Source organism: Pseudomonas sp. GW821-FHT07G10 (assembly GCF_059418545.1).
The window spans coordinates 328,242-351,459 of sequence record NZ_JBWKQB010000001.1 but is presented as its reverse complement, the minus strand read 5'-3'; the positions used below and the strand labels follow the sequence as shown (position 1 = coordinate 351,459).

20 protein-coding genes are annotated in these 23,218 nt (G+C 59.1%); 1 reads left to right on the top strand and 19 read right to left on the bottom strand.

The window, feature by feature from the left end; all coding sequences use genetic code 11:
- Positions 1-40: 40 nt before the first annotated feature.
- The 4 genes from hldE to msbA all read right to left on the bottom strand — a co-directional run bounded on the left by hldE (position 41) and on the right by msbA (position 4,863).
- Positions 41-1,462, bottom strand: a complete 1,422-nt coding sequence (gene hldE / locus AC07O1_RS01590; RefSeq protein WP_495087728.1) for a bifunctional D-glycero-beta-D-manno-heptose-7-phosphate kinase/D-glycero-beta-D-manno-heptose 1-phosphate adenylyltransferase HldE — start codon at positions 1,460-1,462, stop codon at positions 41-43.
- A gap of 103 nt (positions 1,463-1,565) precedes the next feature.
- Positions 1,566-2,177, bottom strand: a complete 612-nt coding sequence (gene cysC / locus AC07O1_RS01585) for an adenylyl-sulfate kinase (RefSeq protein ID WP_495013402.1) — start codon at positions 2,175-2,177, stop codon at positions 1,566-1,568.
- Positions 2,170-2,874, bottom strand: a complete 705-nt coding sequence (locus AC07O1_RS01580) for a sulfotransferase family 2 domain-containing protein (RefSeq protein WP_495087884.1) — start codon at positions 2,872-2,874, stop codon at positions 2,170-2,172. Before AC07O1_RS01580 ends, cysC begins: the two co-directional genes overlap by 8 nt.
- Before the next feature lie 183 nt (positions 2,875-3,057).
- Entirely contained in the window at positions 3,058-4,863 is a 1,806-nt protein-coding gene (gene msbA / locus AC07O1_RS01575) for a lipid A export permease/ATP-binding protein MsbA (RefSeq protein ID WP_495087883.1), read from the bottom strand.
- A 159-nt stretch (positions 4,864-5,022) separates the two neighbouring features.
- On the opposite strand from msbA, the gene AC07O1_RS01570 reads away from it, so the two are divergent.
- Positions 5,023-6,876, top strand: a complete 1,854-nt coding sequence (locus AC07O1_RS01570) for an O-antigen ligase family protein (RefSeq protein WP_495087727.1) — start codon at positions 5,023-5,025, stop codon at positions 6,874-6,876.
- 36 nt (positions 6,877-6,912) lie between these two features.
- On the opposite strand, the gene AC07O1_RS01565 is transcribed toward AC07O1_RS01570, so the two are convergent.
- The 15 genes from AC07O1_RS01565 to waaC all read right to left on the bottom strand — a co-directional run bounded on the left by AC07O1_RS01565 (position 6,913) and on the right by waaC (position 23,218).
- On the bottom strand, positions 6,913-7,638 hold the full coding sequence (locus AC07O1_RS01565; protein ID WP_495087726.1) for a glycosyltransferase family 25 protein: 726 nt from the start codon (positions 7,636-7,638) through the stop codon (positions 6,913-6,915).
- A 55-nt stretch (positions 7,639-7,693) separates the two neighbouring features.
- Positions 7,694-8,950, bottom strand: a complete 1,257-nt coding sequence (locus AC07O1_RS01560) for a capsule biosynthesis protein (protein WP_495087725.1) — start codon at positions 8,948-8,950, stop codon at positions 7,694-7,696.
- Positions 8,951-9,135: 185 nt separating this feature from the next.
- Positions 9,136-9,750, bottom strand: coding sequence for a CatB-related O-acetyltransferase (locus AC07O1_RS01555; RefSeq protein WP_494993397.1), 615 nt, complete (start codon positions 9,748-9,750; stop codon positions 9,136-9,138).
- 16 nt (positions 9,751-9,766) lie between these two features.
- Positions 9,767-10,675 (bottom strand): glycosyltransferase, encoded by a 909-nt coding sequence (locus AC07O1_RS01550; RefSeq protein WP_495087724.1) that lies wholly within the window; start codon positions 10,673-10,675, stop codon positions 9,767-9,769.
- A complete protein-coding gene (locus AC07O1_RS01545; protein ID WP_495087723.1) occupies positions 10,672-11,826 on the bottom strand; it encodes a glycosyltransferase family 4 protein in 1,155 nt (384 codons plus the stop codon). Before AC07O1_RS01545 ends, AC07O1_RS01550 begins: the two co-directional genes overlap by 4 nt.
- 3 nt (positions 11,827-11,829) lie before the next feature.
- Positions 11,830-12,708: a DUF6625 family protein gene (locus AC07O1_RS01540; RefSeq protein WP_495087722.1), complete on the bottom strand. Its 879-nt coding sequence runs from the start codon at positions 12,706-12,708 to the stop codon at positions 11,830-11,832.
- A 53-nt stretch (positions 12,709-12,761) separates the two neighbouring features.
- Entirely contained in the window at positions 12,762-14,174 is a 1,413-nt protein-coding gene (locus AC07O1_RS01535) for a PIG-L deacetylase family protein (protein WP_495087721.1), read from the bottom strand.
- 8 nt (positions 14,175-14,182) lie between these two features.
- Entirely contained in the window at positions 14,183-15,079 is an 897-nt protein-coding gene (locus tag AC07O1_RS01530) for an antimicrobial resistance protein Mig-14 (protein ID WP_494993392.1), read from the bottom strand.
- Positions 15,079-16,209, bottom strand: a complete 1,131-nt coding sequence (locus tag AC07O1_RS01525) for a glycosyltransferase (RefSeq protein ID WP_495087720.1) — start codon at positions 16,207-16,209, stop codon at positions 15,079-15,081. The genes AC07O1_RS01530 and AC07O1_RS01525 overlap by 1 nt, the downstream gene beginning before the upstream one ends.
- Entirely contained in the window at positions 16,193-17,950 is a 1,758-nt protein-coding gene (locus AC07O1_RS01520; protein ID WP_494993390.1) for a carbamoyltransferase family protein, read from the bottom strand. The genes AC07O1_RS01525 and AC07O1_RS01520 overlap by 17 nt, the downstream gene beginning before the upstream one ends.
- Positions 17,951-18,124: 174 nt before the next feature.
- Positions 18,125-18,460 carry a YceK/YidQ family lipoprotein gene (locus tag AC07O1_RS01515; protein ID WP_495087719.1) on the bottom strand — a complete coding sequence of 112 codons (336 nt, stop codon included), beginning with the start codon at positions 18,458-18,460 and terminating at the stop codon, positions 18,125-18,127.
- Between the two features lie 204 nt (positions 18,461-18,664).
- A complete protein-coding gene (locus AC07O1_RS01510) occupies positions 18,665-20,107 on the bottom strand; it encodes a lipopolysaccharide kinase InaA family protein (RefSeq protein ID WP_495087718.1) in 1,443 nt (480 codons plus the stop codon).
- Positions 20,108-20,226: 119 nt separating this feature from the next.
- The gene (gene rfaP, locus AC07O1_RS01505) at positions 20,227-21,033 is read right to left on the bottom strand and encodes a lipopolysaccharide core heptose(I) kinase RfaP (RefSeq protein WP_494993388.1); all 807 of its coding nucleotides are present in this window, start codon (positions 21,031-21,033) and stop codon (positions 20,227-20,229) included.
- Positions 21,033-22,154 (bottom strand): glycosyltransferase family 4 protein, encoded by a 1,122-nt coding sequence (locus AC07O1_RS01500; RefSeq protein WP_495087717.1) that lies wholly within the window; start codon positions 22,152-22,154, stop codon positions 21,033-21,035. The genes rfaP and AC07O1_RS01500 overlap by 1 nt, the downstream gene beginning before the upstream one ends.
- Positions 22,154-23,218 carry a lipopolysaccharide heptosyltransferase I gene (gene waaC, locus AC07O1_RS01495; RefSeq protein ID WP_494993386.1) on the bottom strand — a complete coding sequence of 355 codons (1,065 nt, stop codon included), beginning with the start codon at positions 23,216-23,218 and terminating at the stop codon, positions 22,154-22,156. The genes AC07O1_RS01500 and waaC overlap by 1 nt, the downstream gene beginning before the upstream one ends.

The following is a 23,218-nucleotide window of genomic DNA, read 5'->3' as shown; positions in this document are numbered from 1 at the left end:
GCGAGGGGGCTTACCCCCTCGCCACAATGACCGCGCAGCTTCAGTTATTACGAATCTTCTCGACGATCGCCGTGGTCGAGCTGTTTTCAACCAGCCCCAGCACTTTCACCGTGCCGCCATAAGCGCTGACGATGTCCGCGCCCACAACCTGGTCGATACCGTAATCGCCACCCTTGACCAGCACATCCGGCTTGACCTGAGCCAGCAGATTTTCAGGTGTACCCTCAGGGAAGCTGATGACCCAGTCCACCGCGCCCAGACCGGCCAATACCGCCATGCGCCGGTCGACACTGTTGATCGGTCGACCCGGCCCTTTCAGGCGGCTGACCGAAGCATCGTCATTGACCGCAACGATCAAGCGATCGCCTTGCGCCCGAGCTTGCTCCAGATAGGTCACATGTCCGGCATGCAGGATGTCAAAGCAACCGTTGGTGAAGACGATCTTCTCTTTATGCGCGCGCGCATCGTCGATCGCCAGCAACAACTGGTCGAGGCTCAACACACCACGCTCGGAGCCTTCCTCGCGCTGGATGGCGCGACGCAGTTCAGGCGCACTGATCGCCGCCGTACCCAACTTGCCGACTACGATACCCGCCGCCAGATTGGCCAGAGCCACGGCATGCGGCAACTCTTCACCGGCAGCGATAGCTGCTGCCAAGGTGGAAATCACGGTGTCGCCGGCACCCGTCACGTCGAACACTTCACGAGCACGAGCCGGCAAATGCAACGCCGGTTGATCGGGGCGCAACAGCGTCATGCCGTGTTCGCCACGGGTTACCAGCAAGGCACCCAGCTGGAGGTCGTGCATCAATTTGGCGCCCTTGGTCACCAACTCATGCTCATCGGCGCAACCACCAACGATGGTTTCGAACTCACTGAGGTTGGGTGTGATCAGACTGGCACCGCGATAGATCGAAAAGTCTTTGCCTTTTGGATCAGCCAACACCGGAATGCCACGCGCGCGCGCAGCCTGGATCAGCACCTGATGATTTCTCAACGCGCCTTTGCCGTAGTCGGACAGCACCAGCACTTTGATACCTTCAAGCAGCTCGTTGACCTCGGCAGCCAATGCCAGCGCATCGGTGGCGAAGGGTTCTTCGAAGTCGATCCGCAGCAGTTGCTGGTGACGACTCATGACCCGCAGCTTGACGATGGTTGGCTGGTGGGGGATGCGCTGGAACAGCGCCCGCACACCTGCACCACGCAGACTGTTGGCCAGGCTATCGGCGGCCTCGTCATCACCGGTCACACCGACCAGGGAAGCGGGTGCGCCGAGAGCGGCAATGTTCAAGGCAACGTTGGCGGCACCGCCCGGGCGGTCCTCGATTTGCTCGACCTTGACCACCGGCACCGGCGCCTCAGGGGAAATCCGTGAGGTACCACCATGCCAGTAACGGTCGAGCATGACATCGCCGACCACCAAGACAGGGGCTTGATCGAATCGCGGCATGGACAACTTCATGGAGCAACCCACATACAGAATGAACAGGGGCGCGATATTAACACAGGGTGAACGCTACCTAGTTCGACGGCTTCAATAGGCTTGAATCACACGAAAAACCTGCTCATTTTTTGAGCAGAGCATCCATCACACCCTGGATTGCATCCGACAGTTCCACCTCGTCGGTATTGATCTCGCAGTCAGCCTGCTGCGGTGCTTCATAAGGGCTGTCGAGGCCGGTGAAGTCCTTGAGCCGCCCTTGCAGCGCTGCTTGATACAGTCCTTTTGGGTCACGCCGGGCGCAGATATCGAACGGTGTGCTCACATACACCTCAAGAAATTCATCCGGGCCGAACAAGGCGCGGGCCGCCGCACGATCGGCGCGAAACGGTGAAATCGCCGAGACAATCACAATCAACCCGGCGTCGACCATCAACCGCGCCACTTCGGCAATGCGCCGGATATTTTCCTTGCGCGCCTCGGGGCTCATGCCCAGGTCATTGCATAGTCCATTGCGCACGTTATCGCCGTCGAGCACAAAGGTGTGCAGACCACGCTCATTGAGCTGCAGCTCAAGGGCATTGGCCAGGGTCGACTTGCCAGCACCGGACAGCCCCGTCAGCCAGACACAACGCGGCTGCTGATTCTTGAGTGCCGCCCGGGCGGTTGGCGACAGTGACATTGCATAGGGGCGGATCTGCGGAGGTTGCTCGTAGATAAACGACGATTTATTCATAGCCGAGCATCTCATAGTCACGCTGGTAGACCCGACGCACCAGACGGCGAGTGCGTGCCGAGCAAAAATCACGAGCGGGCGTCGATTGGCGATGCTGGGAGCGATTCAGATGGGGTAATGGCGAGACACCACCAAAATGCTCGCACAACAGTTGAAAGTCACGATCCAGGTGTTCCTGATAACCCACGAAATCCATCGCCATATGCCCCATGGAGTCGACCAGGAAGTCGGTCTGGGCGGCGAAATGCAGCTGCTTCTTGATATTATCTGGATGCAGCCAGCGACCAATAAAATCATCGAAGTCACGGTAATGACTGACCAGCGTCTGGGCCAGTCGGTCGCGCCGCCCCAGGTCGTTGCAACGCAGGAAAGCGTAGGCCGAATAGGCCCGCTCCAAAGGGTCACGAACAAAGGCGAATTTGAAACTACGGGAAAACTGCTCGGGAAATTGCTGTTCGTACCAATACAGCGGCAAATGCCCCGGCATCCAGCCGTCGAATAGCGCGGAGCAAACGCTGCTCCCTGCACACTTGGGGACGTGAATGAACACACAGGAGCGCTGCTGGAAAGCCTGAGGGAAGCGCACATTGGCCGACATCGACTTGTTCACGACTTGCCGATCCACAACCGACAAACGCCCCAGCAAAAACGCTCGTTGCTGTTTGGGTAATAACTTCCATAAGAAGCGCTGCAACATTCCGGTACCCACGCGAGGCGGATAGCCACCCCGAAGCCAATGATTCATGCTAGAACCGTAGCAGGTGAAATGCGGAAATTTATTTAGACATAGTCAAGAATGTAAGGATCTGGATACAAACGCCCTGAGCGCGTTGCACGCCGAGGCGGTTCAGGGTGAGCATGGCTCACCCTGAAGTGGGTATCAGGCGATATCTTGCGGTGCGGGCGCATCGAGGCCCAGTGCATTCAATCGAGCGTAATAGCCATTCTTCGCCAGGAGCTCGGAATGGGTACCGCGCTCGACAATCCGGCCCTGATCCATGACCAGGATCAGGTCGGCTTTTTCAATGGTCGACAAACGGTGGGCTATCACCAGCGTCGTACGGCCTTTCATCACCTGATCCAGAGCTGCCTGAATATGCCGCTCGGATTCGGTATCAAGGGCTGACGTCGCCTCGTCGAGAATCAACAGCGGGGCGTTTTTCAACAGCGCCCGGGCAATTGCAAGACGCTGACGCTGGCCGCCGGACAACAGCACACCGTTCTCTCCCACCTGGGTGTCCAGGCCTTGAGGCAACTGCGCGATGAAGTCCATGGCATAGGCATCCGTCGCTGCCTTCTCGATATCTTCGCGGGGAGCACCAGCGAGGTCTCCGTAGGCAATGTTGTTGGCCACAGTGTCACTGAACAAGGTGACATGCTGCGTCACTTGAGCGATATGCCGACGCAGGTTCAGCAGCTTGTACTGCTCGACCTCAGTCCCATCGAGAAGAATCTCGCCTTTATCGTGGTGATAGAAACGCGGAATCAGATTGGCCAGAGTCGACTTGCCACTCCCTGAACGGCCAACCAGGGCGACCATTTGCCCCGGGTCGACAGAAAAACTGATGTCATCGAGCACCTGACGGTCGGTACCCGGGTAGGTGAAGCTGAGGTGACTCACCTCGAGTCGCCCCGTGACAGAGTCACGCTCGACACTGCCTTTGTCGATTTCGGGCTCCACATCCAATTGCTCGAAAATGCTCTCGGCACCGGCAACGCCCTTCTGGATCGTCGAACTGACTTCCGAAAGCTGACGAATCGGTTTAGGCAGCAAGCCGGCAAGGGTGATGTACGCCACCATGTCGCCCGCCGACGCATCACCGCGCAGAGCCAACACCAGGAACATCAGCACTGCCATGGCGGTGTAGATCACCAGCTGCAGCATCGGCGTGTAGATGGCGCTGGTACGGGTCATGCGCAGTTGCTTGTCGGTGTTGCTCTGACTCGCGCGTTCGAAACGGTCGCGCTCGTAGATTTCACCGCCGAAGCTGCGGACCACGCGATAACCCTGGATGGTCTCGGAGGCCACATGGGTCACGTCGCCCATCGCCACCTGGATCTTCTTGCTCTGCTTGCGGAACTTGGAGCTGGCGCGACTCACCATGAACGCAATCAGCGGCAGGATGGCAACCATCACCAGTGTCAGACGCCAGTTCATGATCAGCAGGGAGATAAACAGGAATACAACCGTCATGCCCTCCCGGAACACGACCTTGATCGCATCTGTCGCCGCTCCCGTAACCATGGTCACGTTGAACGTGATGCGTGAAATCAGATGCCCGGAGTTGTGCTTATCGAAGTAACGATTCGGCAGCACCAGCAGGTTGTTGAACAGCTGCACGCGCAAATCATGAACCAGGCCCAGCGAGACCCTGGCCAGGAAGAAGTTGCCCAGGAATGAACCGGCACCCTGCCACGCGGCGATCAGAATGATCAGCAAGGGGACTGCATGCATCAATTGCAGATCGCGCAGATAGGGGATCGAGGGGAACAACGCGGCCTCGGGATTGGACAGGCCATCGACGAAATACTTGAGCACGTAGCCAAGCATCGGCTGAGTCGAGGCGAAAATCAGGAAGCCGACAATACTCAGCATGAACAGGCCGATGTAAGGCCGCACATAACCGAGGAGTCGGAAGTAGATTTTCAAGCTCGAAGGGCTTGCGGAGAGACTGGAGTCGGTCATATCACGCGAAGTTTTCAAAAAAAGGATGCTGACTTTATCACAGCTTCCTCCGGTCTCAGCCGGGATCGTTCGAACCGGGGGCTCGGTGGCAATATTCCGGCGGACCAGGGTAGATAGATGCGCTAGTATTATCGGCCCTTAATCGGAATACAGTTCATCATGCCATCCAGCAGGATCAACACCAACGCGGCCCGGGTTTTCGATTTCATCTGCCTGTGGGTGCTGCCTCTCGGCTTTTTTCTTTTGCTTTGCGGGCTGTTTTTTCTGCCTGCGCGCGGTACCCACCAAAAGCTGTTTTACGGCCTGGTGAGCGCCCCCGCCCTGATCGCCCTGTGCATACGCCCCAGCGAACTGAAGATCATCCTGAGAGAGCCGCTGGTTCAGGCATTCCTGCTTTTTTCCGGCTGGGCGCTGCTGTCGCTGAACTGGAGCCCTACGCAAGCCAGCCTGATAAGCCTGGCAAAACCACCGCTGTATATTTTCATGCTCTTTGCTGGCGCCAGCCTCCTGCTGCGCTACCGCGCTGAAAGCCTCAAGCCCGTCCTGCTGGCCGCGGCCCTGATTGCTTTGGCCGCCAGCGTGTTCGATCTTTATATTTTCCTGTCGCACTATGCACCGGGCGATCGGATGATCGGCGGGGGCGCCTTTGACAACCCCTTGCTCAGCTCCCACCTGTTCGGTTTTTTCTGCACTTACTGGTTTTTTCTGGGCATGACCGTGCGCAACCCGAAGCTGCTGCTCGGCATTGCCCCAGCCTTTCTGATCATGTTCGCGGCCGCCCTGGCAACCAGTTCCAGAACGCCTCTGGTTGCCATCGCCATGGCAGGCCTCTGGCTGGCATTCATTTGCTGGAACCGTCGTTCGCTGTTGCTGCTGGCCATCATGGGCGTCACTGCCGCAAGCGTGCTGGCCGCTTTCCCGGAGATGATCCTGGCCCGCGGCGACTCCTACCGCTTCGAAATCTGGAGACAGGCGCTGCATCTGATCGCTGATGCGCCCTGGATTGGCCATGGCTATGACGCGACCCTGAGCATCGATCCGGGGGTTGGGTATGCCTTCAGCGAACCCCATAACTTTGCCTTGGGCGTACTCTTCTATGTCGGCATCATCGGGCTCCTGCCCTGGCTGGCCATGCAGCTTCGAGGGCTGTTCGACTGCTGGCGCCAGCGCTCGCAACCGCTGTTTATCCTGGCGTCGACCCTGATGGTATTCGGTATAGGGGCCAGCCTGACAGAGGGTGGCGATATCCTCTACACCCCCAGGGAGCATTGGTTCCTGCTGTGGATTCCGCTGGCACTGATGGCCGCGCTGAGCATTGCGCAGCGTACCAATCGTCTGTCGAGGCTTGCGGTTCGCAGCCTCGCTGCCGACGACGCTCAACGCATGACAGCCAACGCTCAGGTGGTCGAAGAAGACGGCCTTGGTCCCAAAGTCCTCAAGCTCGAGGATGGCAGTTTTCTGAAGCTGTTCCGTGCCCGCAACTGGTATACCTATGGCAGCTTCTACCCCTATTCCGAGCGCTTCGCCGAAAACAGCCAGCGCCTGGCCCGTGCAGGCCTGAACACCCCACCGATCCTCGAGCTGTACCACATGCCCAATGGCAGCAGCGCCGTACGCTATCTGCCCCTGTCAGGCAGAACCCTGCGCCAGGTGCTGCAAGGCATGCCCAGCGTGAGCGTTCGCCAGGCACTGGTGCAACGTTTCGGGAGTTTTCTGGCAGAACTGCACGAACACGGGGTCTATTTCCGCTCATTGCACCTTGGCAACGTTCTTTTGCTGGAGGACGGCGGGTTCGGCCTGATCGATCTGGCGGACTTGCGCCTCCTGCCCTCGTCCTTGAACCTGGAGCTTCGTCGACGCAACCTGCGCCATATGCAGCGTTACACGCAAGACCGCTGCTGGCTGTTCGATGCGCACTTTACCAATCTGCTTCAGGGCTACGCCACCCTGGCACCGGACAACGCAGTCAAATGCATGCACAAGCAAGTGCACGCCCTTGGCTTGGCGAGCTGATTGAACCTGAGGTGCCTCCTCGCTACTGCCGGCACACTATCCGAACAGGCCGTAGCGAAGGCGCGCAGCCAGCCGGCCCAGGAGTTGTCGGGTCTTGAGCTTGGGCTTGCGTACCACCTGCTCGATATCACTCATGACCATCAGGCTCTGCCGGGCCAGCAGGGGCCGCACAAGGAACGCGCAGGTCGTGGGCAGGAGACTCTCCGAGTAATACCAGTCAAGCGGCAGCCCGCTGAGCGGGGCCTCCTGCAGGATCCGATCATAGAGCTCTGCCCTGACCACGTAGGCATGAGCCAGGCGCACCCGGTTGACCGCCACCAGGTTGGCTGAAACATTGCGCGCCTGCCCGCCCTTCTTCAGCGTGCCCCCCAGGTACAGCATGGTCCAATCCTGTGACGACAACTGTGCTGGCACCCGACGCAGGACCGCAGGCGCATAGGACTCAAACTCGCAATCGTCCTCCAGGACCAGCACCTGCGGCCAACCGCGAGCCTTGGCCATGGCAATCACGGCAAGATGGCTGCGCATGCAGGCCCAGGTAGCGCGCAACTTGTGTTCAAACCTGTCGCTGTCGCCATCGACGCGAAGCAGAAATTCGCGCAGTTGCGGCGAAGGCGGGTCATCGTCCAGCCGATGCATCGATACCGCACTGAAGCGCTCGGCCTGCAGCCCCAGACTGTGCAAGTGTGCCTGTATGCGGGCCCAGCGATCTTTCCTGCTGTCGAGATTGATAACGCAGGCATGTGCAAAAGGCCAAATCATTTCCGTTCACCACCGCAACCGTGATTATTAATGTGCATGGCCTGACTCGCGGCCCCTACTGAACGGTGCCGTCAAGCACCTGAGAGGGCACAGGTTCTGCCTGCAGCAGACCGACCAACAACCCGATGGTGGTGTTCAATCCGTCTACCCCGTGCGCCAGGTGAAACTCGGCGAAATGCCGGGCCCGCTCCAGGCACTGCGAATAGTTGTCCCGGACCCAGGCTACCCGCTCGGCCAGCTCTGCAGCCGTGGTGACACGCTCGCCCAGGAAGCGCTCCTGGGAAAAAATGTCGTGATGTTCACCGGCATTGACATAAATGACCGGACGTCGCGCCAGCGCTGCCTCGATAACCGCGTTAGACATGATGTTCACCACGACCGAAGCCTGCTCCAGCGCTGCGGCCAGACCGACTCCACGGTCCAGGACCTGCACGTTGGGCAATGCAGCGGCGGCGCCGTGCCAAAACGGCACATGGCTACGCGGATGCGCCTTGATCAGCATCCGGTACTCCGGGTGCTGCGCCGCCCAGTCGCGCAACAGGGCGTAGGTTCGCTGGTAACCGCGCTCCTTCTCTTTGTCCGGACCGACGCCCAGGACCAGCAGCACCTGTCGCTCGGGGTCGGGCGCCGGCAGGTCGTAGGCAACGTCAATCATGTGCGAGCCGGACAGTACCGCATTCGAACTGCCGAAGCGCAGCGGGCGGGACTGCAGGGCCTCCAGCGAACTGCGACCGAACATGAAGTAGTAATCGTAGTCGTTCATGCCCAGACGTCTCGAAGACTCGACCGTGGTCGCGTGCGCCAGGTGCACCAGCAGGCAATGGCGCCGGTTCAGCGCCAGGCGCAGGAAAGGCGCATACAGGCTGCCGTTACGGTCGTTGAGCAGAATCTTCGGCTGGTGGTGGGCCACCAGCCACTCGGCATGCGCGGCATAGCCAAAATAGCGCAGTGGCACCGACTGCTGCGGATGCTTGAGCAGACGCTGGGCAAGAATGGTCTCTGGCACCTGCAGCGCGGTTTCCACCAGTGAGTGACCATTAGCGCGCAGGGCCGCAATCAGCAGTTTCTTGCGCTGCAAGGCAATGACTTTGGATGCCGACTGCAGCAACAGGAAATCGCAGGGCTCGGCCACAACCTCGGCCGCCAGGCGCGCCTGCGCCCTCCAACCGAACAACCAGTCTGCGCAAGCGTCCCGGCCAAAGCGCAAGAGGCTGCCCAGCCAGGAATGACGCTCGCGCAACCGCCGCCAGCGATAGCGGTCCAGGGCATGAGCCTTGTCGGCCCAACTGTCGCCGGAAACATCCAGGATCATGCCAACCTCAATACACAGCAGCCGTAGTACGTCGACAAGCGAGCCCCGATGACCATGGCTGTAGCCAGCTTGCCGTCGATGCTCAGGGTCTCGGACAAGGCATGACCGAGGGCGCCGGCAAAAAATGGCGGACTGCAATGCTTACAAAATGTGTCGAAATTGAGCAATGCCCACACTCCCCTGACTCACCGTTGAGAGGCATAGGCAAGAAAGCTCTGAATATTCTCAGAGCAGAGCTTGCCAACCATCTCGGTTATCTCGGCCTGCGGCCAATCCCACCAGGCGGTCTCCAGCAACTGGGCGCGTACGTCTTCGGAAAAGCGCCACTTGAGAACTTGCGCAGGGTTACCGCCAACCACCGAGTACGGTTCAACATCCCTGGAAACCACTGCGCCCGCGGCCACAATGGCACCATGCCCAATGGTCACACCGGAAAGGATGGTGCAGTTGGAACAGAGCCAGACATCACTGCCAATCACCACATCGCCACGGCTGAAGGCATAGCCCTTGATGTACTCGGCCTCAGGCAGCATTGCAGGGAACGGGTAAGTGGTGACCCACTCGGCGCGGTGATGCCCCCCCAGGAATATCTGCACACCTTCGGCTATCGAGCAGTAGGCGCCAATGCTCAACGTCGAGCCTTCCTGCCAGTCGTGTACCAGCGGCAAGCCGTAGCTCCCCGTGCCGAACGCGAAACCCGGGTAACGCTGGCGAAAGCGCGCCCCTCCCCGCTCGATCCTGGGCAGCTTGCGAATGGCGCGCCTGGCCCGTTTAGCGAAAAAATCCTGAATCCACCCCACCCTGGTTCCTCCGCCGCTATTTGGCACTTGAACGAATACCCAGCGCGCTTTTCACGGCGTAACCCGCCCAGCGCATCAGGCCTCGAAAGGTTTTACGGGTCCACCACTTGAACGGGATAGTGGCCAATAATTCTCGCGCCAGAACAGTGTCGCGGTTGGCGGTTTTAAGAAACATCGAGTTGAGCGCCTTGTACTTCACGGCTTCATACTCGGGGTGATCGCTGAACAAGGCGAACGTGCGCAGAATGTTGTCAATCATGAAGCGGTTGTTCTTATAGGTATTGGTCTCGTGTTTGCGGTAACGTGCCATCACCACACCCAACCCATCGATGTAATACCCGGCCCGGGTGATCTTCAACTCGATCAGCAGGTCCTCCAGGCGGATGCTCGGATCGAACCCACCCACCTTTTCCAGCGCCTGGCGACGAATCAACAGGGTGGGGGCCGGTGGATAGGGCTTGCGCTCCAGGAACATGTCGTCGAAATCCAGACGACGAAACGGCACATCCCGTCGCTGACGATGCTCCGGAAACAACTTACCGTTCGAATCGATCAACTCGATATTGCCGGCACAGATGCCCACTTCGGGCTTGTCCGCCATGTGCGCCACCTGAATCGCAATGCGATCGGGCATCATGATGTCATCGGAGCCAAAAGGGGCAATGAACTCGCCCTTGGAACGCGCGATGGCGTCGTTGAGGGTGTTGGTCAATCCCTGGTTTTTCTGGACCCGGAAATCGAAACCGTGTTCGGCCTGCAACCGGGTTATCCGCTCGACGCTGTCGTCCGTGGAGCCATCGTCGACAACCAGCAATTCAATGGGACTATAGGTCTGCGCCAGTACGCTGAGGATACTTTCCTCAATGTAGGGGCCATGGTTGTAGGAGGCGATAATCACCGTAACCAGCGGAGAGTGACTCGTCATGCTTGCTCCTTGCCCGCCTGGCGCAGCCCGGACTGAATAAGATCCAGGTACTCCTGACGGAACACGTCGATATCGTGCTGTTCTCGCAGATAACGGTAGGCCTGCTCACCTTTGGTTTTGAGGTCCTCGTCCGAAAGCCCCAGATACGTATCCAGCGCCCTGACAAGAGACGGGACATCCGCAGGCTCGACGGCAAGACCGCCAGCGCCCTGAACAAGCGGAAGCATGGCCGGTACACTCGAGGCAATCACCGGCAAATGGCCGCTCATGCCTTCGAGTAACGCCAGGCCCAATCCCTCGGCCAACGAGGGCATGGTCCAGATATCGAACGCGCGAACATACTGCAGAGCGTTTTCCTTGAACCCCAAAAGATGCGCACGACCGCCCAGACCCAATCGCTCAATCTCACAGCTCAAACGCGCTTCTTCACGACCGGCGCCGATGATCGCCAGTTGCGTCTGGGGATATTTGTCTTTAAGCGCGGCAAAAGCCTGCAATAAATAGGTATGCCCTTTAACCGGCACCAAACGCCCAAGCGCGCCGATCAAGCGTACCGACGGATCAATCCCCAACAATTCGCGCGAACGCTCACGCGAGTGCTGCAAGCTTTCAGCCTGCTCGATATCAATGGCATTGGTAATTGCAAAGGTATTGCGGTCAGTGAAGCCGCAATCACAATCCAGCAAGTACTGTTTGACGGCCGGCGACACGCCGACAAAACGCCAGTGGCCGTCGACGAGGCTTTGGGTCTGTCGCCGCCGGTAAAAACGGTCGTACTCGCCGAAGCCATGAGAAATACCGATACACAACGGTATTTTCAGCCAGCGATTGAGTTGCAGCAGCATGTTCACCGGCTTGAAGCGGTTGCAAATGACCACATCAAACTTTTCTTTTCGGCAAAACTGATACAACCGCCACATGGCTCGCAGGCGCATTCCCTTCAGGGACTTGTCGGTAAATTCGAAATAGACCGAGCGATCGGCACGGCTCACTGCCTCACCCTGCCCCGGCCGGCCGCGCAAAAACGCCGCGGTCACTTCATAGCGCTCTACCGGCAGGGCTTTGACGATCTGCTCCGCAAGGTCGGCAAAATCGTGTGCTTTAACGTTGTAGTCCGGCTGCAGCTGCAGGACCTTGGAACGCTGACTCATAGCTCATCCCCGATCAAAACCTATTGCATCAATGACCCAGGCCGACTCGGCAGCCAATCCTTTTACGTGCTCAGAATCGGGGTCAGCCAACCCTGACCACTCATTGCGTTTCCAGCAAACGAAGTGGAAATACGGAAACGAGCGATCGCCATCACGATCATTGGTCAGCTGACCGTCACGCCAATACCAGAGTTTGGGGAAACGATCGCTGCCATCATGCCACTTGATAACCCCGCCAGGCGTGCTGAACGCTTCGGTAAACTCACTCCGTCGCCGCCACGGATTGAACTTGCCGACCAGCTTGAAAAACGGCTTGGGAAAGTTCTTGCGCCAAAGGAAGATCCGGCTGAACGCTCCTTCATCCAGAGCATGGTGCTGCTGATCGGTAAACCGTTTTTGCCAGTTCTCGATCCGCATGAAGCACTCACGTTGGCGAGCGGTATTGCGCATCAGGCACAGGTGCCCGGCGACCCGCCGCTCATGGGTCGAAAACAGGTCATAACCGGCCAATCGCTCAGCCGTGAAGTAGCGACGCAGGTCACCATACACCAGATCAATATCGCCGAAAGCCCAGAAATCATAACCCGCCAGGCGATCGACATGGATATGGCCGAGCGCTGGTTTGATGTCACAGAGTTTGTAAGCCGCATCAGGCGAAAAATCGATATTCAAGCGTCGCGATACCAATTGGCAGTATTCGCTGAAACCGATGCTCTCGATTTTTACGTTGTCTGGCAGGTTCTGCGGACTACCGCAGTCACTGAACAACAGCCAGTCGATATCCGCATTGCGCCGGCAGCTTTCGAGAAAGAACGGCATCCAGAACGGCCAGCGACCGAAATAAGGAATAATGAAAAGAATGCGGGGGCACGGATTAATCACAGAGGGCTCACTACAGAGAAGAGAATACGAGGCGATGCTATACCCGTGCGGCTTTATTCATGCTTCAAAAACCATAACAGCTCATGACGTCTGACAGACTTGCGAAAAAACTCGTTCTCTCCAAAAGGCGACGGCGCTCTGCCAGCCAGAAGCCACTGTATCGAGCGGCGCAAACGACGCTTGAACGGCAGTCGCGGTTGCAGGTCATGCATCATCCCCAACGCCATGGCTTTATCGCGCTGCTGCGCGACAGACAAAGGCAATGAGTACGGCTGCAGTACTTGCGTCGAGTCAAACACCGGCGGCAAGGCGATGCCGGCACCTGAGTCGCCCATCGGCCAGCGATCATTGTCATGCAGGTGGTTGGCATACCCAAGCAAGGTTGTAGGCTGCCAGTCCAGCCCCTGCAACGCTTCCAGCACCGCAGCCTGAGCGCAGCGGTGGTCCGGGTGCGGGTCCAGCGAGGGGTGCGGCAGCACAATGACTTGCGGGCGAGCCTTGAGCAGCAACTCGCGTAAATCGGCCAGCAGATTATTCCAGGTCGGTGCGCCGTCGCTGTCGCCGGGCAGGGAGAACGGGTTCAATTGGCGGAACAGCCGGGTATCGCTCAAGTCCGCTTCCCGGGAGGCCATTGGCTGATCCGGCGCAGCCTGCATGGCGGCCAGTTGCAAGCAGAAATACCCCAACTGCACGCAATGTGCCTCGGGTACCCCCGCCCAGCGCGGCACGGCAATGCTGTCCCAGGCACGCAAGCGGCCCTTGATTCGCGCCGCATCGACAGGGTTCAGCCCCATCTGTTGATAGTGTTCAGCTTCGATCTCACCAGCCGTCATAGTGACGATCCAGGCTTCATCGGCCTGGCTGTACAAACCGAAGGCAGCCAGTTCGGCATCATCGGCGTGAGGCGCAATGACCATCACCCGTTGACGGCGGTAGTCGGGATACCGAAATGACCACAGCGTCGGCTCACCGAGCAGTCGGCAAAAGCGTCCGCGAAGGCGCAACTCGCCGCTCGTCAGAGGTCCGGCCAAGCCACTGAGATTGAGGTAGCGCACGCCATTCACGCCGCGTTCGAAGGTCTGTCGGTCCGGGCTCTGGGTACCCGTCATTTCAACGGCCGGGTCCAGGAAACGCCCCAGCCAGCGACTCTTGACCTGGATCGCCAACACCAGGGTTTCGTCGCCAGTCAGGCTCGATGATTCGTCCAGAAGTACGCGCCCACCGTCGAGGCGGACCTTGAGCTTTTTGCTGTCAGCCGGGAAGCCGTAGTCGTAATCATCTTTGACCGAGTAGAACAGATGGTCGGCGAACCATGCCTCGTGGGCCACCCAGGCCAGCACGCCGAGCAACAACGGCAGCCACCAGGCCACCAGCAGACCAATCGCGATCAACAGCACCAGACCGATCAGCAAGCCGATACGCTTGTTGCGCCGATGGCGCTTGAGCAATTGCTGCTTGCGACTCATACCTTGGCTCATACCTCGAACACCGGCACAGGGTTGCACCAGCGGTCCTTGTATTCCCGGTCAGCGCGACCGAAGGAGAAACGCAGCGGCTTGCCGATCGCCCGGGCGTGCTCCCAGGCACTTTGGGTGTTGAGGAAACTCAGCACACTCCCCGGACTGAACTCGCGGGTCTCGGGGTCGACGCCACCGTTGATGTACTCGACACTGATCCACTCGGGAGCTTCGACGCGGTAGACCAGTTGAATCGCAATCGGCGCATCGTTGAGGAAAATCACCGAACCGATCAGCAGTTCGCGCAGCAGCTCGACCACCTCTGCCATACGCTCGGCGCCAGTGGCCGGGAAGCCCCAGCGACGCTGGAACAGGTCGCAATAGATAGCCGCCAGCTCGCGACTTGAAAACTCGCTGACCGGTCGCACCACCCCGCCTGCCTCTTCCAGCAAACGCAGTTCGCGACGCTGGTTGTAGCGGAATTTTTTCGACAGATCTTCAGGGGTGCGGGCCATGGCCAACTGCTCGGCCTGCACTTTGAGAGAGACAAAACGGCCTTCATTCAGGGCCGAGAGATAGCGCCCGCGATGACGCAGAGGAACCTGCGCATCGGCGGCAGCCGGGAGGATCAGCTCAGCATTGCCAAGGTCAAACAAGCCTTTCTTGCCGCTGCGCTTGAGCACGTCCTTGGACAGGGCCAGATCACGACCCCAGGTCGGAATCGCGGCTTTGAGCTCACCGTTTTGCTCCCAGGCCAGATAGCGCACCGGGATATCGGCCAACCGCGCCAGGCGCTCAACCACCAACGGATGAGTCGCGACGCTGCCGCCGAAGCGTTGCCAGGCATCGGTGTAAGTCGACGCATCGACAACGACCCAGCCGCGTTCACGCCAGCCTTTAAATCGGTTGAGCATCAAACCCTCGCGGTCAGGTCGATAACGTGGGGCAAACGCCAGAACGCTTCACCCACCGCCCGATCCGAGAAGCTCTCACGCAAGCGATCGAGCATCAGCTCGGCGCAGACCTGACGCTGCTCGTCGTTCATATTGGCCAGACGCTGCAGTCCTTGGGCCATGTGCTCGGCATCGCCCAATGGAAAAAGAATGCCCACGCCTTCGACCACCTCCCTGGCGCCACCGCAAGCGGTCGCCAGCAAGGGCACGCCGGCAGCCATGGCTTCCAACAGCACCATACCGAACGGTTCATGGTCAGAGCTCAGGGCAAACACATCAAATGCGCGGAAATAGTGCCGGGCCTCTGGCACCTGGCCAAGGAACAACACGCGATCACCGATGCCCAGCTCGCGGGCCAGCGCTTTGAGGTCCTGCTCCAGGCGACCGGCACCAAGGATCGCCAGTTGGCTGTTCACCGGCAAACCTGGCAACGCGGCAGCAAACCCCCGCAACAGCGTGGCCTGATCCTTGTCCGGGTGCAACCGTCCGACGTTGCCGACAATCCAGGCATCCGGCGACAGGCCCAGCGCATTACGAGCCTCAATGGCCGGCAACTGGCTGGCCTGCAAGGCCTCGATATCGATGCGGTTGTAGAGCGTCTGAATCCGCTCGGTCGGCCAGTTCGGCAGGCAACGACGCATGTCATCACGTACCGCGTCGGACACCCCAAGCAGGCTCAGGCGCTTGCGGAAAACATGCGCAAACAGCTTGCGGGTACGCCGCTGGTAATCACCAAACGCGTGGTGCACGCCGATCACCGGCAACGCGGTACCCAGCAAGGCGATATAGATCGGTTTGAAACGATGAGCGATGCAGAAACTGAAGTTACGCGACGCGGCAATCTTGCGCAGATCGCCAATCGCGCCCAGCTTCAGGCCACGAATGGCCTTGGAGCTGTATTCCATGAACAGCACCTCGTCAGAGGCGCAGCCCGCGGCGACCTCGGCATCGGCAACCCCGGTCAGGAACACCGTGGTCACCCGATAGCCGGTCCCCGCGAACAGACTGGCGTATTGCCGGGCACAGTCCAGGAACGGCCCGTCATAGCCGTGACAGAACTGCAGAACATGACGCTCAGCCGAGCGAGTCATAAGCGTCCACGCCGTCTTTGACCACAAGGATGTCTTCCATGATCAGATACTGCAGATCGGAACCGAAGAACATGTTCAGAGCGTCGGTCGGAGAGCAGATCATCGGCTCACCACGGCGGTTCAGCGAAGTGTTCAGCGACACACCGTTACCGGTCAGCACTTCCAGTGCTTTCATCATGTCGTAGTAGCGCGGGTTGTACTCGCGCTTGAGCACCTGCGCCCGGGACGTGCCGTCTTCGTGAACCACTTCCGGCACGCGGGTTTTCCATTCCTCAGACACTTCAAAGGTAAAGGTCATGAACGGCGCCGGGTGATCGATCTTGATCATCTGCGGGGCGACGGTGTCGAGCATCGACGGGCAGAAAGGCCTCCAGCGCTCGCGGAATTTGATCTGATGGTTGATCCGGTCAGCCACGCCAGTGGCACTCGGGCAACCGATGATCGAACGACCGCCCAATGCACGCGGACCGAACTCCATGCGCCCCTGGAACCAGGCCACCGGGTTACCGTCGACCATGATTTTGGCGATGCGCTCCGGGGTGTTGTCGATCTGACGCCAAGCCGGCTTGCTCGGGTGACGGGCACAGGCGGCGATCACGTCTTCGTTGCTGTAGGACGGGCCAAGATAGACGTGTTCCATCTTCTCTACCGGTACACCACGGGCATGGGAAACGTAGGCTGCCGCGCCGACCGCAGTACCGGCATCGCCGGACGCTGGCTGCACGAACAGCTCTTTGATGTCATCGCGGGCGATGATCTTCTGGTTCAGCTTGACGTTCAGCGCACAGCCGCCGGCGAAGGCCAGCTTGCCGGTTTCCTTGAGGACGTCGCCCAGGTAATGGTCGATCATCTGCAACGCCAGTTTCTCGAACAGCGCTTGCATGCTCGCGGCGTAGTGGATGTAAGGTTCGTCAGCGATGTCGCCTTCGCGTTTCGGGCCCAACCACTCGATCAGCTTCGGTGAGAAGTAGAAGCCCTTGCCCTTCTCTTTATAGCGCCGCAGGCCGATGACGTTGGCGTACTCGGTGTTGATCACCAGTTCGCCGTTTTCAAAACTGGCCAGACGCGAGAAATCGTACTTGCCGGCATCGCCATATGGCGCCATACCCATGACCTTGAATTCGCCGTCGAGCATCTCGAAGCCGAGGAATTCAGTGATTGCGCCATACAGGCCGCCGAGGGAGTCCGGATCGAAGAACTCTTTGATCTTGTGGATCTTGCCGTTTTCGCCGTAACCGAAGAAGGTCGTGGCGTACTCACCCTTGCCGTCGATCCCCAGGATCGCGGTTTTCTCTTTGAAACCGGAGCAGTGGTAAGCGCTGGAGGCGTGAGCCAAGTGGTGTTCGACCGGTTCGATCTTGATTTTCTTCGGGTCGAAACCCAGTTGCTCAAGGCACCAGACGATCTTGTTGCGATAACGCTTGTAACGGCGGTTGCCCATCAGGATCGCGTCGAGGGCACGGTCCGGGGCGTACCAATAGCGCTTGGCATAGTGCCAGCGAGCCTTGCCGAACAGGCTGATCGGGGCGAACGGAATGGCCACCACATCAACGTCGGAAGGCTTGATACCGGCCTGTTCCAGACAGAACTTTGCCGATTCATAGGGCATGCGGTTCTTTGCATGTTTATCGCGTACGAAGCGCTCTTCTTCAGCCGCGGCAACCAGCTTGCCGTCGATGTACAGGGCTGCGGAAGGATCATGGCTAAGGGCGCCGGACAGGCCAAGGATCGTCAATGCCACAGGGGTCTAGCCTCTTTAGTCTGCATGCAGGCGGCGGGCGCCTGAGAAAAATGTGTCCTCGCAAAGCGGCGAGAAACAGCTAAAGGGCGGGATTATAGCGTAAAGATGGCGGGAATGACCCTGCGGTTATCAGCCCCCTGAAGATGACCTTGGGCGACAGCGTTTCGCCTTCGCTCATCCGCGACCTGTCCTCCAGTAAATTTTGATATTGCCATCTGTGCTCTGCCGGTAAATCGTATACGGCAAGAAAACCGTGTCGAAGACACCCGACAGGGTCAAATCCAATAATATGACTGGCACAAGGATGCCCGTTGGATCCGGTGGCGCATTCAATATACAAAAATCATAAGCCAGACCGCTGTAGATACGTGGGATCGACTGACAGTAGGTTTTTTGCTTCCTGAGATCACGGGCCGCCTCTGCATCATCTTGCAGCACTGTGTTGACGGTCCCACAGCCAGCCAAAGCCAGTGAGAAAACACCGAGCGAAACAGCCATTTTATTAGTCAAAACCTGCCCTCCGAGAACGTCAGGCAAGCTAGCACCACGGTTGTTTACGTTACAGGTCACGACCTCCCCGGATCGCGTAGGAAAATTCATAACGATTTGTCACCTATGACATACAAAAGCCCTTACAAGGCGGGCTTCTAAATTCAGGTGTCCATTGAGGCATTCTCGCGCGGGAGCATTGATCGTTCCCACGCGAGGGAACAATCAATCAACCGTCTTGGGCAACCGCTGATCAATCACTTGATACAGTGCACTGCCCTCAGGCCAATTGCGCATGAACCGTGCGCGATCCCGGGCGTAGGCCGGGGCGAAGCTGCTGGCCGAGTGGTGCTGACACATTGAGTCCAGATCGATCAACGCCCAACGGTCGTGATGCCAGAACAGGTTATGGCCCTTGAAGTCACCGTGACTGATACGTTCGCGGATCAGCTCGGCGAACAAGTCATCCAGCGCCTGCAACTCGACCTGCGGCGCGTCACCGCTTTCAACAAACGGCGCAAAGCGCTCGATGATGTCCGGCCCGGGCAAGTACTCGGTGATCAAGTAGGCACGGCTGCGCAGCCAGAGAAAACGCCGTTCCAGTAACGCCAGCGGCTTGGGTGTGGCAATCCCCAGGAACGTCAGGCGATTGCCTTCACGCCATGAATGCCAGGCCCGGCTCGGGCGCCAAAAGCGCTTGAGCCAATGGGTGAAGCCCTTGATGTTGTAGCGCTTGATCACCAGCGAACGACCAGCCACCTCGACCCGCCCGACACTCGCGGCGCCGCCGGTTTTGTACAGGTGGCCCTGGTCGAGCAAGGCATCGGCCTGATCCAGCACTGACAGCATCGCCGACTCTTCCTCGCGACGAATCGCCCGCAAGACGAACGCACTACGCTGCACGCTGAACAGCGAGCAGTCACGACCAACCTTGTTGAGGATGTCTTTCAGGCGCCAGCTGCGTACTTTACTCACCTGTTTTTGCAGGGCTTCCAGCGGCAAGGCGTGTTCGCTATTGCTCAACAGATAATGCACCAGCAACTCTTCGGTGAACGGTTCAAAAGCCTTTGGCAGCTGCGCAAAGAAGACACCGAGGTTTTCCAGGACTTTTTGCCGAGACAGCGGCCTGCCCGCTTGCTCGACGCAGATCCCTGCACCGTCGATCAAATACAGCTGCCCCTGGTACCGCAGCAGGTTGTCCAGATGCAAGTCTTCCTGCCACAAGCCTTTGCTGTGCAGCTGAGCAATGACCGCCAACGCCTCAGCCAGAACCGCTTGTTGCTCATCAGCCAACACCGGGAGCGCGTCGACGCGCTTCCAGGCATCACCCAGACTTTCAGCACTTTCGAGAAAATCAAACAGCAACCAGCCGCCTTCGCCTTCCTTCAGGCCATCGGCCAATAGCAACGGCGTGGTCATGTCCTGGGCGGCGAGCAAGCGCACGCCGTCCAGCTCACGCTGGAAATGCCGGGCCGCCTTGCGACCCACCAACAATTTGGCCAGGACCGGCCGCCCACGCCAAACGCCTACACCGACATAACGCTGCCCCGGCAACACTCGCAACAAGCTGAGCAATTGTAACTGGGCCGGGCCGGCAGCATCCGCCAGTTCCAGACTCAGCGGCAGGCTTGGTGTGCGGCCGGCATTCTTCAATTCGGACAAACGCATCAATGGGTCTCCTTGTGGCTGCGCCGCGCGGTCAGATGCCGAACCCAGGCATCAATCATAGGACTGCTCAAAGGCTGATCCAGTTGAGTGGCAAGCAAGCTCCAGCTTCAAGTCCGCCATCAGAGAGCATCTCCGTACCGCTGTTTACGCTCGTAAAGCTTGCCAGCCTTGCCTTCCAGTCGCGCGAGCAATGGCGCTTCGTCCCGCAGAATCTGCCGCAACGGCTGCTGAAAGTAGCCCTTGAGAAAACGCAGCTTGTCGCGGCGGGTCAGACCGATGTCCAGCGCCGAGAAATACAATGCCGCCAGATCCTTGTTGCGCCAGCGCAGGGTGATCTCCGGGCGGGTCTGGGCGCGGTGCAGGTCAATCACCGAGAGCTTCAAGTCGTCGGCAGTTACCGGTTTATCGGTGTGCAGCAGGAAATGGCAGATATAGCAGTCGCGGTGGTTGACCCCGGCTCGGTGCATCATGCCGGTCATTCGCGCTACCTCAGCGATCAGCGCGCGCTTGAGCCTGGGCTCTGGCGGTTGCTTGACCCAATCAATACTGAAGTCTTCGAGGCTGACGGTCGGCGCCAGCTCTTCGGTGACGATGAACGAATGCTGATCCGCCGGGTTGCTGCCGCGCTCTCCATAGGCGACGGCGGTCATGGTCGGCACGCCGACTTCATGCAGGCGTTCCAGCGCTCGCCATTCCTGTCCGGCACCGAGTACCGGCAGTTTGGCGGTGAGCAGATTCTTGAAGATTTCGCCCCAACCGATACCACGGTGGATTTTCACAAAGTAACCGCGCCCGGCGATTTCCGTACGCAAGGTACGGCGCGCCTCCAGCTCACGGTAAACCTGACCGCTGAGCCCCTCGACCTCAGCGAACGCGTCGCGCCCGGCCCAAAGGGCCTTGAACGGTTCGGCAAGAATCAACTTCATCAGTGTTGCTCCGCCAGAATCACATCCGCAGCGTGCTGCGGCATGCTATAGAGGTCGGCCGTCTCGGCGAAAGCCAGACCATTACGGCCCCAGGCCGTGCGTGCTGCATCGTCGCTCAACATGGTGCTCAGGTACTTAGTGAGTTGCGCCTGTTCGAACGGCTCGTCCAGCACCAGACCGCTGTCGGCCTCGGCGATGTAATGAGCGTAACCGCAGACCGCACTGACCAGCACCGGCAACCCTGCGACCAATGCTTCGAGCAAGACCGTACCGGTGTTTTCGTTGTACGCCGGATGGATCAACAGATCGGCACCGAGCAGAAAACGTGGAATATCGCTGCGTCCCTTGAGGAACTGTACCTGATCACTCAAGCCCAGTGCCGCGCTCTGCAATTGGAATACTTTGGGGTCGTCCTGGCCAATTACAAACAGCCGGGTGCGCTTCTTCAACGCCGAAGGCAATGCCGCCAGCGCCTTGAGACTGCGATCCACGCCCTTGGTTTTGAAACCAGAACCGATCTGCACCAGCAACAGGTCATCGTCGGTCAGTTTGAATTCCTGGCGGAATTGGGCGCGAATCTCGGCCGCATTGGCCGGTGCACGACGATCCTGAGTGATGCCTGGCGGCAACAGGTGGAAGCGCTGCAAAGGCGTGTCGTAATGCTTGATGAACAGCGGCTGCTGGACTTCGGAAATCATCAGGACTTCGGTTTTGGCGTCTTTGGCGAATACCGCACGCTCATACTCGGCGAAATGCCGGTAACGACCCCAACGGCGATAGAACGAATTGCGCAGGGTCTGCGCCTTGTCCTCGTAGCAGCCGTCGGCGGCGTAGTACACGTCCAGCCCAGGCATCTTGTTGAAACCGATCAAGCGGTCCACCGGACGCTCGGCCAGATCGGCCTCCATCCAGGCGCTGAGTTTTTCGTTGCGCCGATGGTTGAAGATCGCCTTGACCGGCGCCACCAGCACTTCGAACCCCGGCGGGATATCGCCTTCCCAGATCAGCGTGTAGACGCGAATCTGATGCCCGCGCTGCTGGCATTCCAGGGCGATACGCATGAAATCGCGCTGCAAACCACCAAACGGGAAATATTTATAAAGGACAAAAGCCAGTTGCATCAGCGTAGCTCCTCAGCCAGTAACAACGTGCTTAATCGGCTCGCGACACGCTCGGGATTCAGACGAGTGAAGCACAGCGGCCACTCGCGCTTGAGGTCAAACCGCTGCTGGTCCTGGGCAGTCGGCTGGTAGGTGCATTTCTTTTGCAGGCAAGGCGCGCAGCTTGGGAAGTCGCTCGCCAGATGAATCTGGCTCTTGCCATAGGCGCCGCTCAGGCCCGGATTGGTGGGACCGAACAACGAGAGTGTCGGCACATCCAGCGCCGCCGCCAGATGCCCGAGGCCGGTATCCACTGCGACGCACGCCTGCGCGCCGGCCAAGACCCTGGCCACACCGGCCAGATTCAGTTTTGGCAATACTTCGGCGTTCTTCAGACCACTGGCAATACGTTCAGCCCGGGCCTTTTCGGCCGGGTTGCCCCACGGCAGTTTCACCTCGACGCCCAACTGCCCCATGCGCTCGGCGAGCTCACGCCAATAGGCTTCGGGCCAATGCTTGGTATCCCACGTGGTGCCGTGCAGAAATAGTACAAATGGGTTTTTGCGCGGCAGCTCAACCAGCTTCTCGATGTTCAGGCCATAGTCGCCGAGACCTTTGGGCAGGTCATAACCCAGCGCCACCGCGAACAACTGACGCACGCGTTCTACCGCATGCTGCCCTCGAGCCACCGCCAGACGCCGCGAATAGAAACGCGCAGCCAAGGGTTCGCGGGCCGACTGGCGATCAAGTCCGGCCACCGGAGCCTTGACGTACCGAGTCAGCCAGGCGCTTTTCAGCAAGCCTTGAGCGTCAATCACCAGGTCATATTCAGTCGCGCGAATGCTTTGCTTGAAGCGCCGCCATTCGCCACTTTTGATGGTCTGCCAGATGTTCTTGCGCCAGCGACGGATCGCCACCGGAATCACTTTGCCAACGGCCGGGTGCCAGGTTGGAATCTCGGCAAAGCCTTCTTCCACCACCCAGTCGAATGTGATCCCCGGAATCGCCCGCGCCGCATCGGTCAATGCCGGCAAAGCATGAATCACATCGCCCAGGGAGGAAGTCTTGATCAACAGTACCCGCAA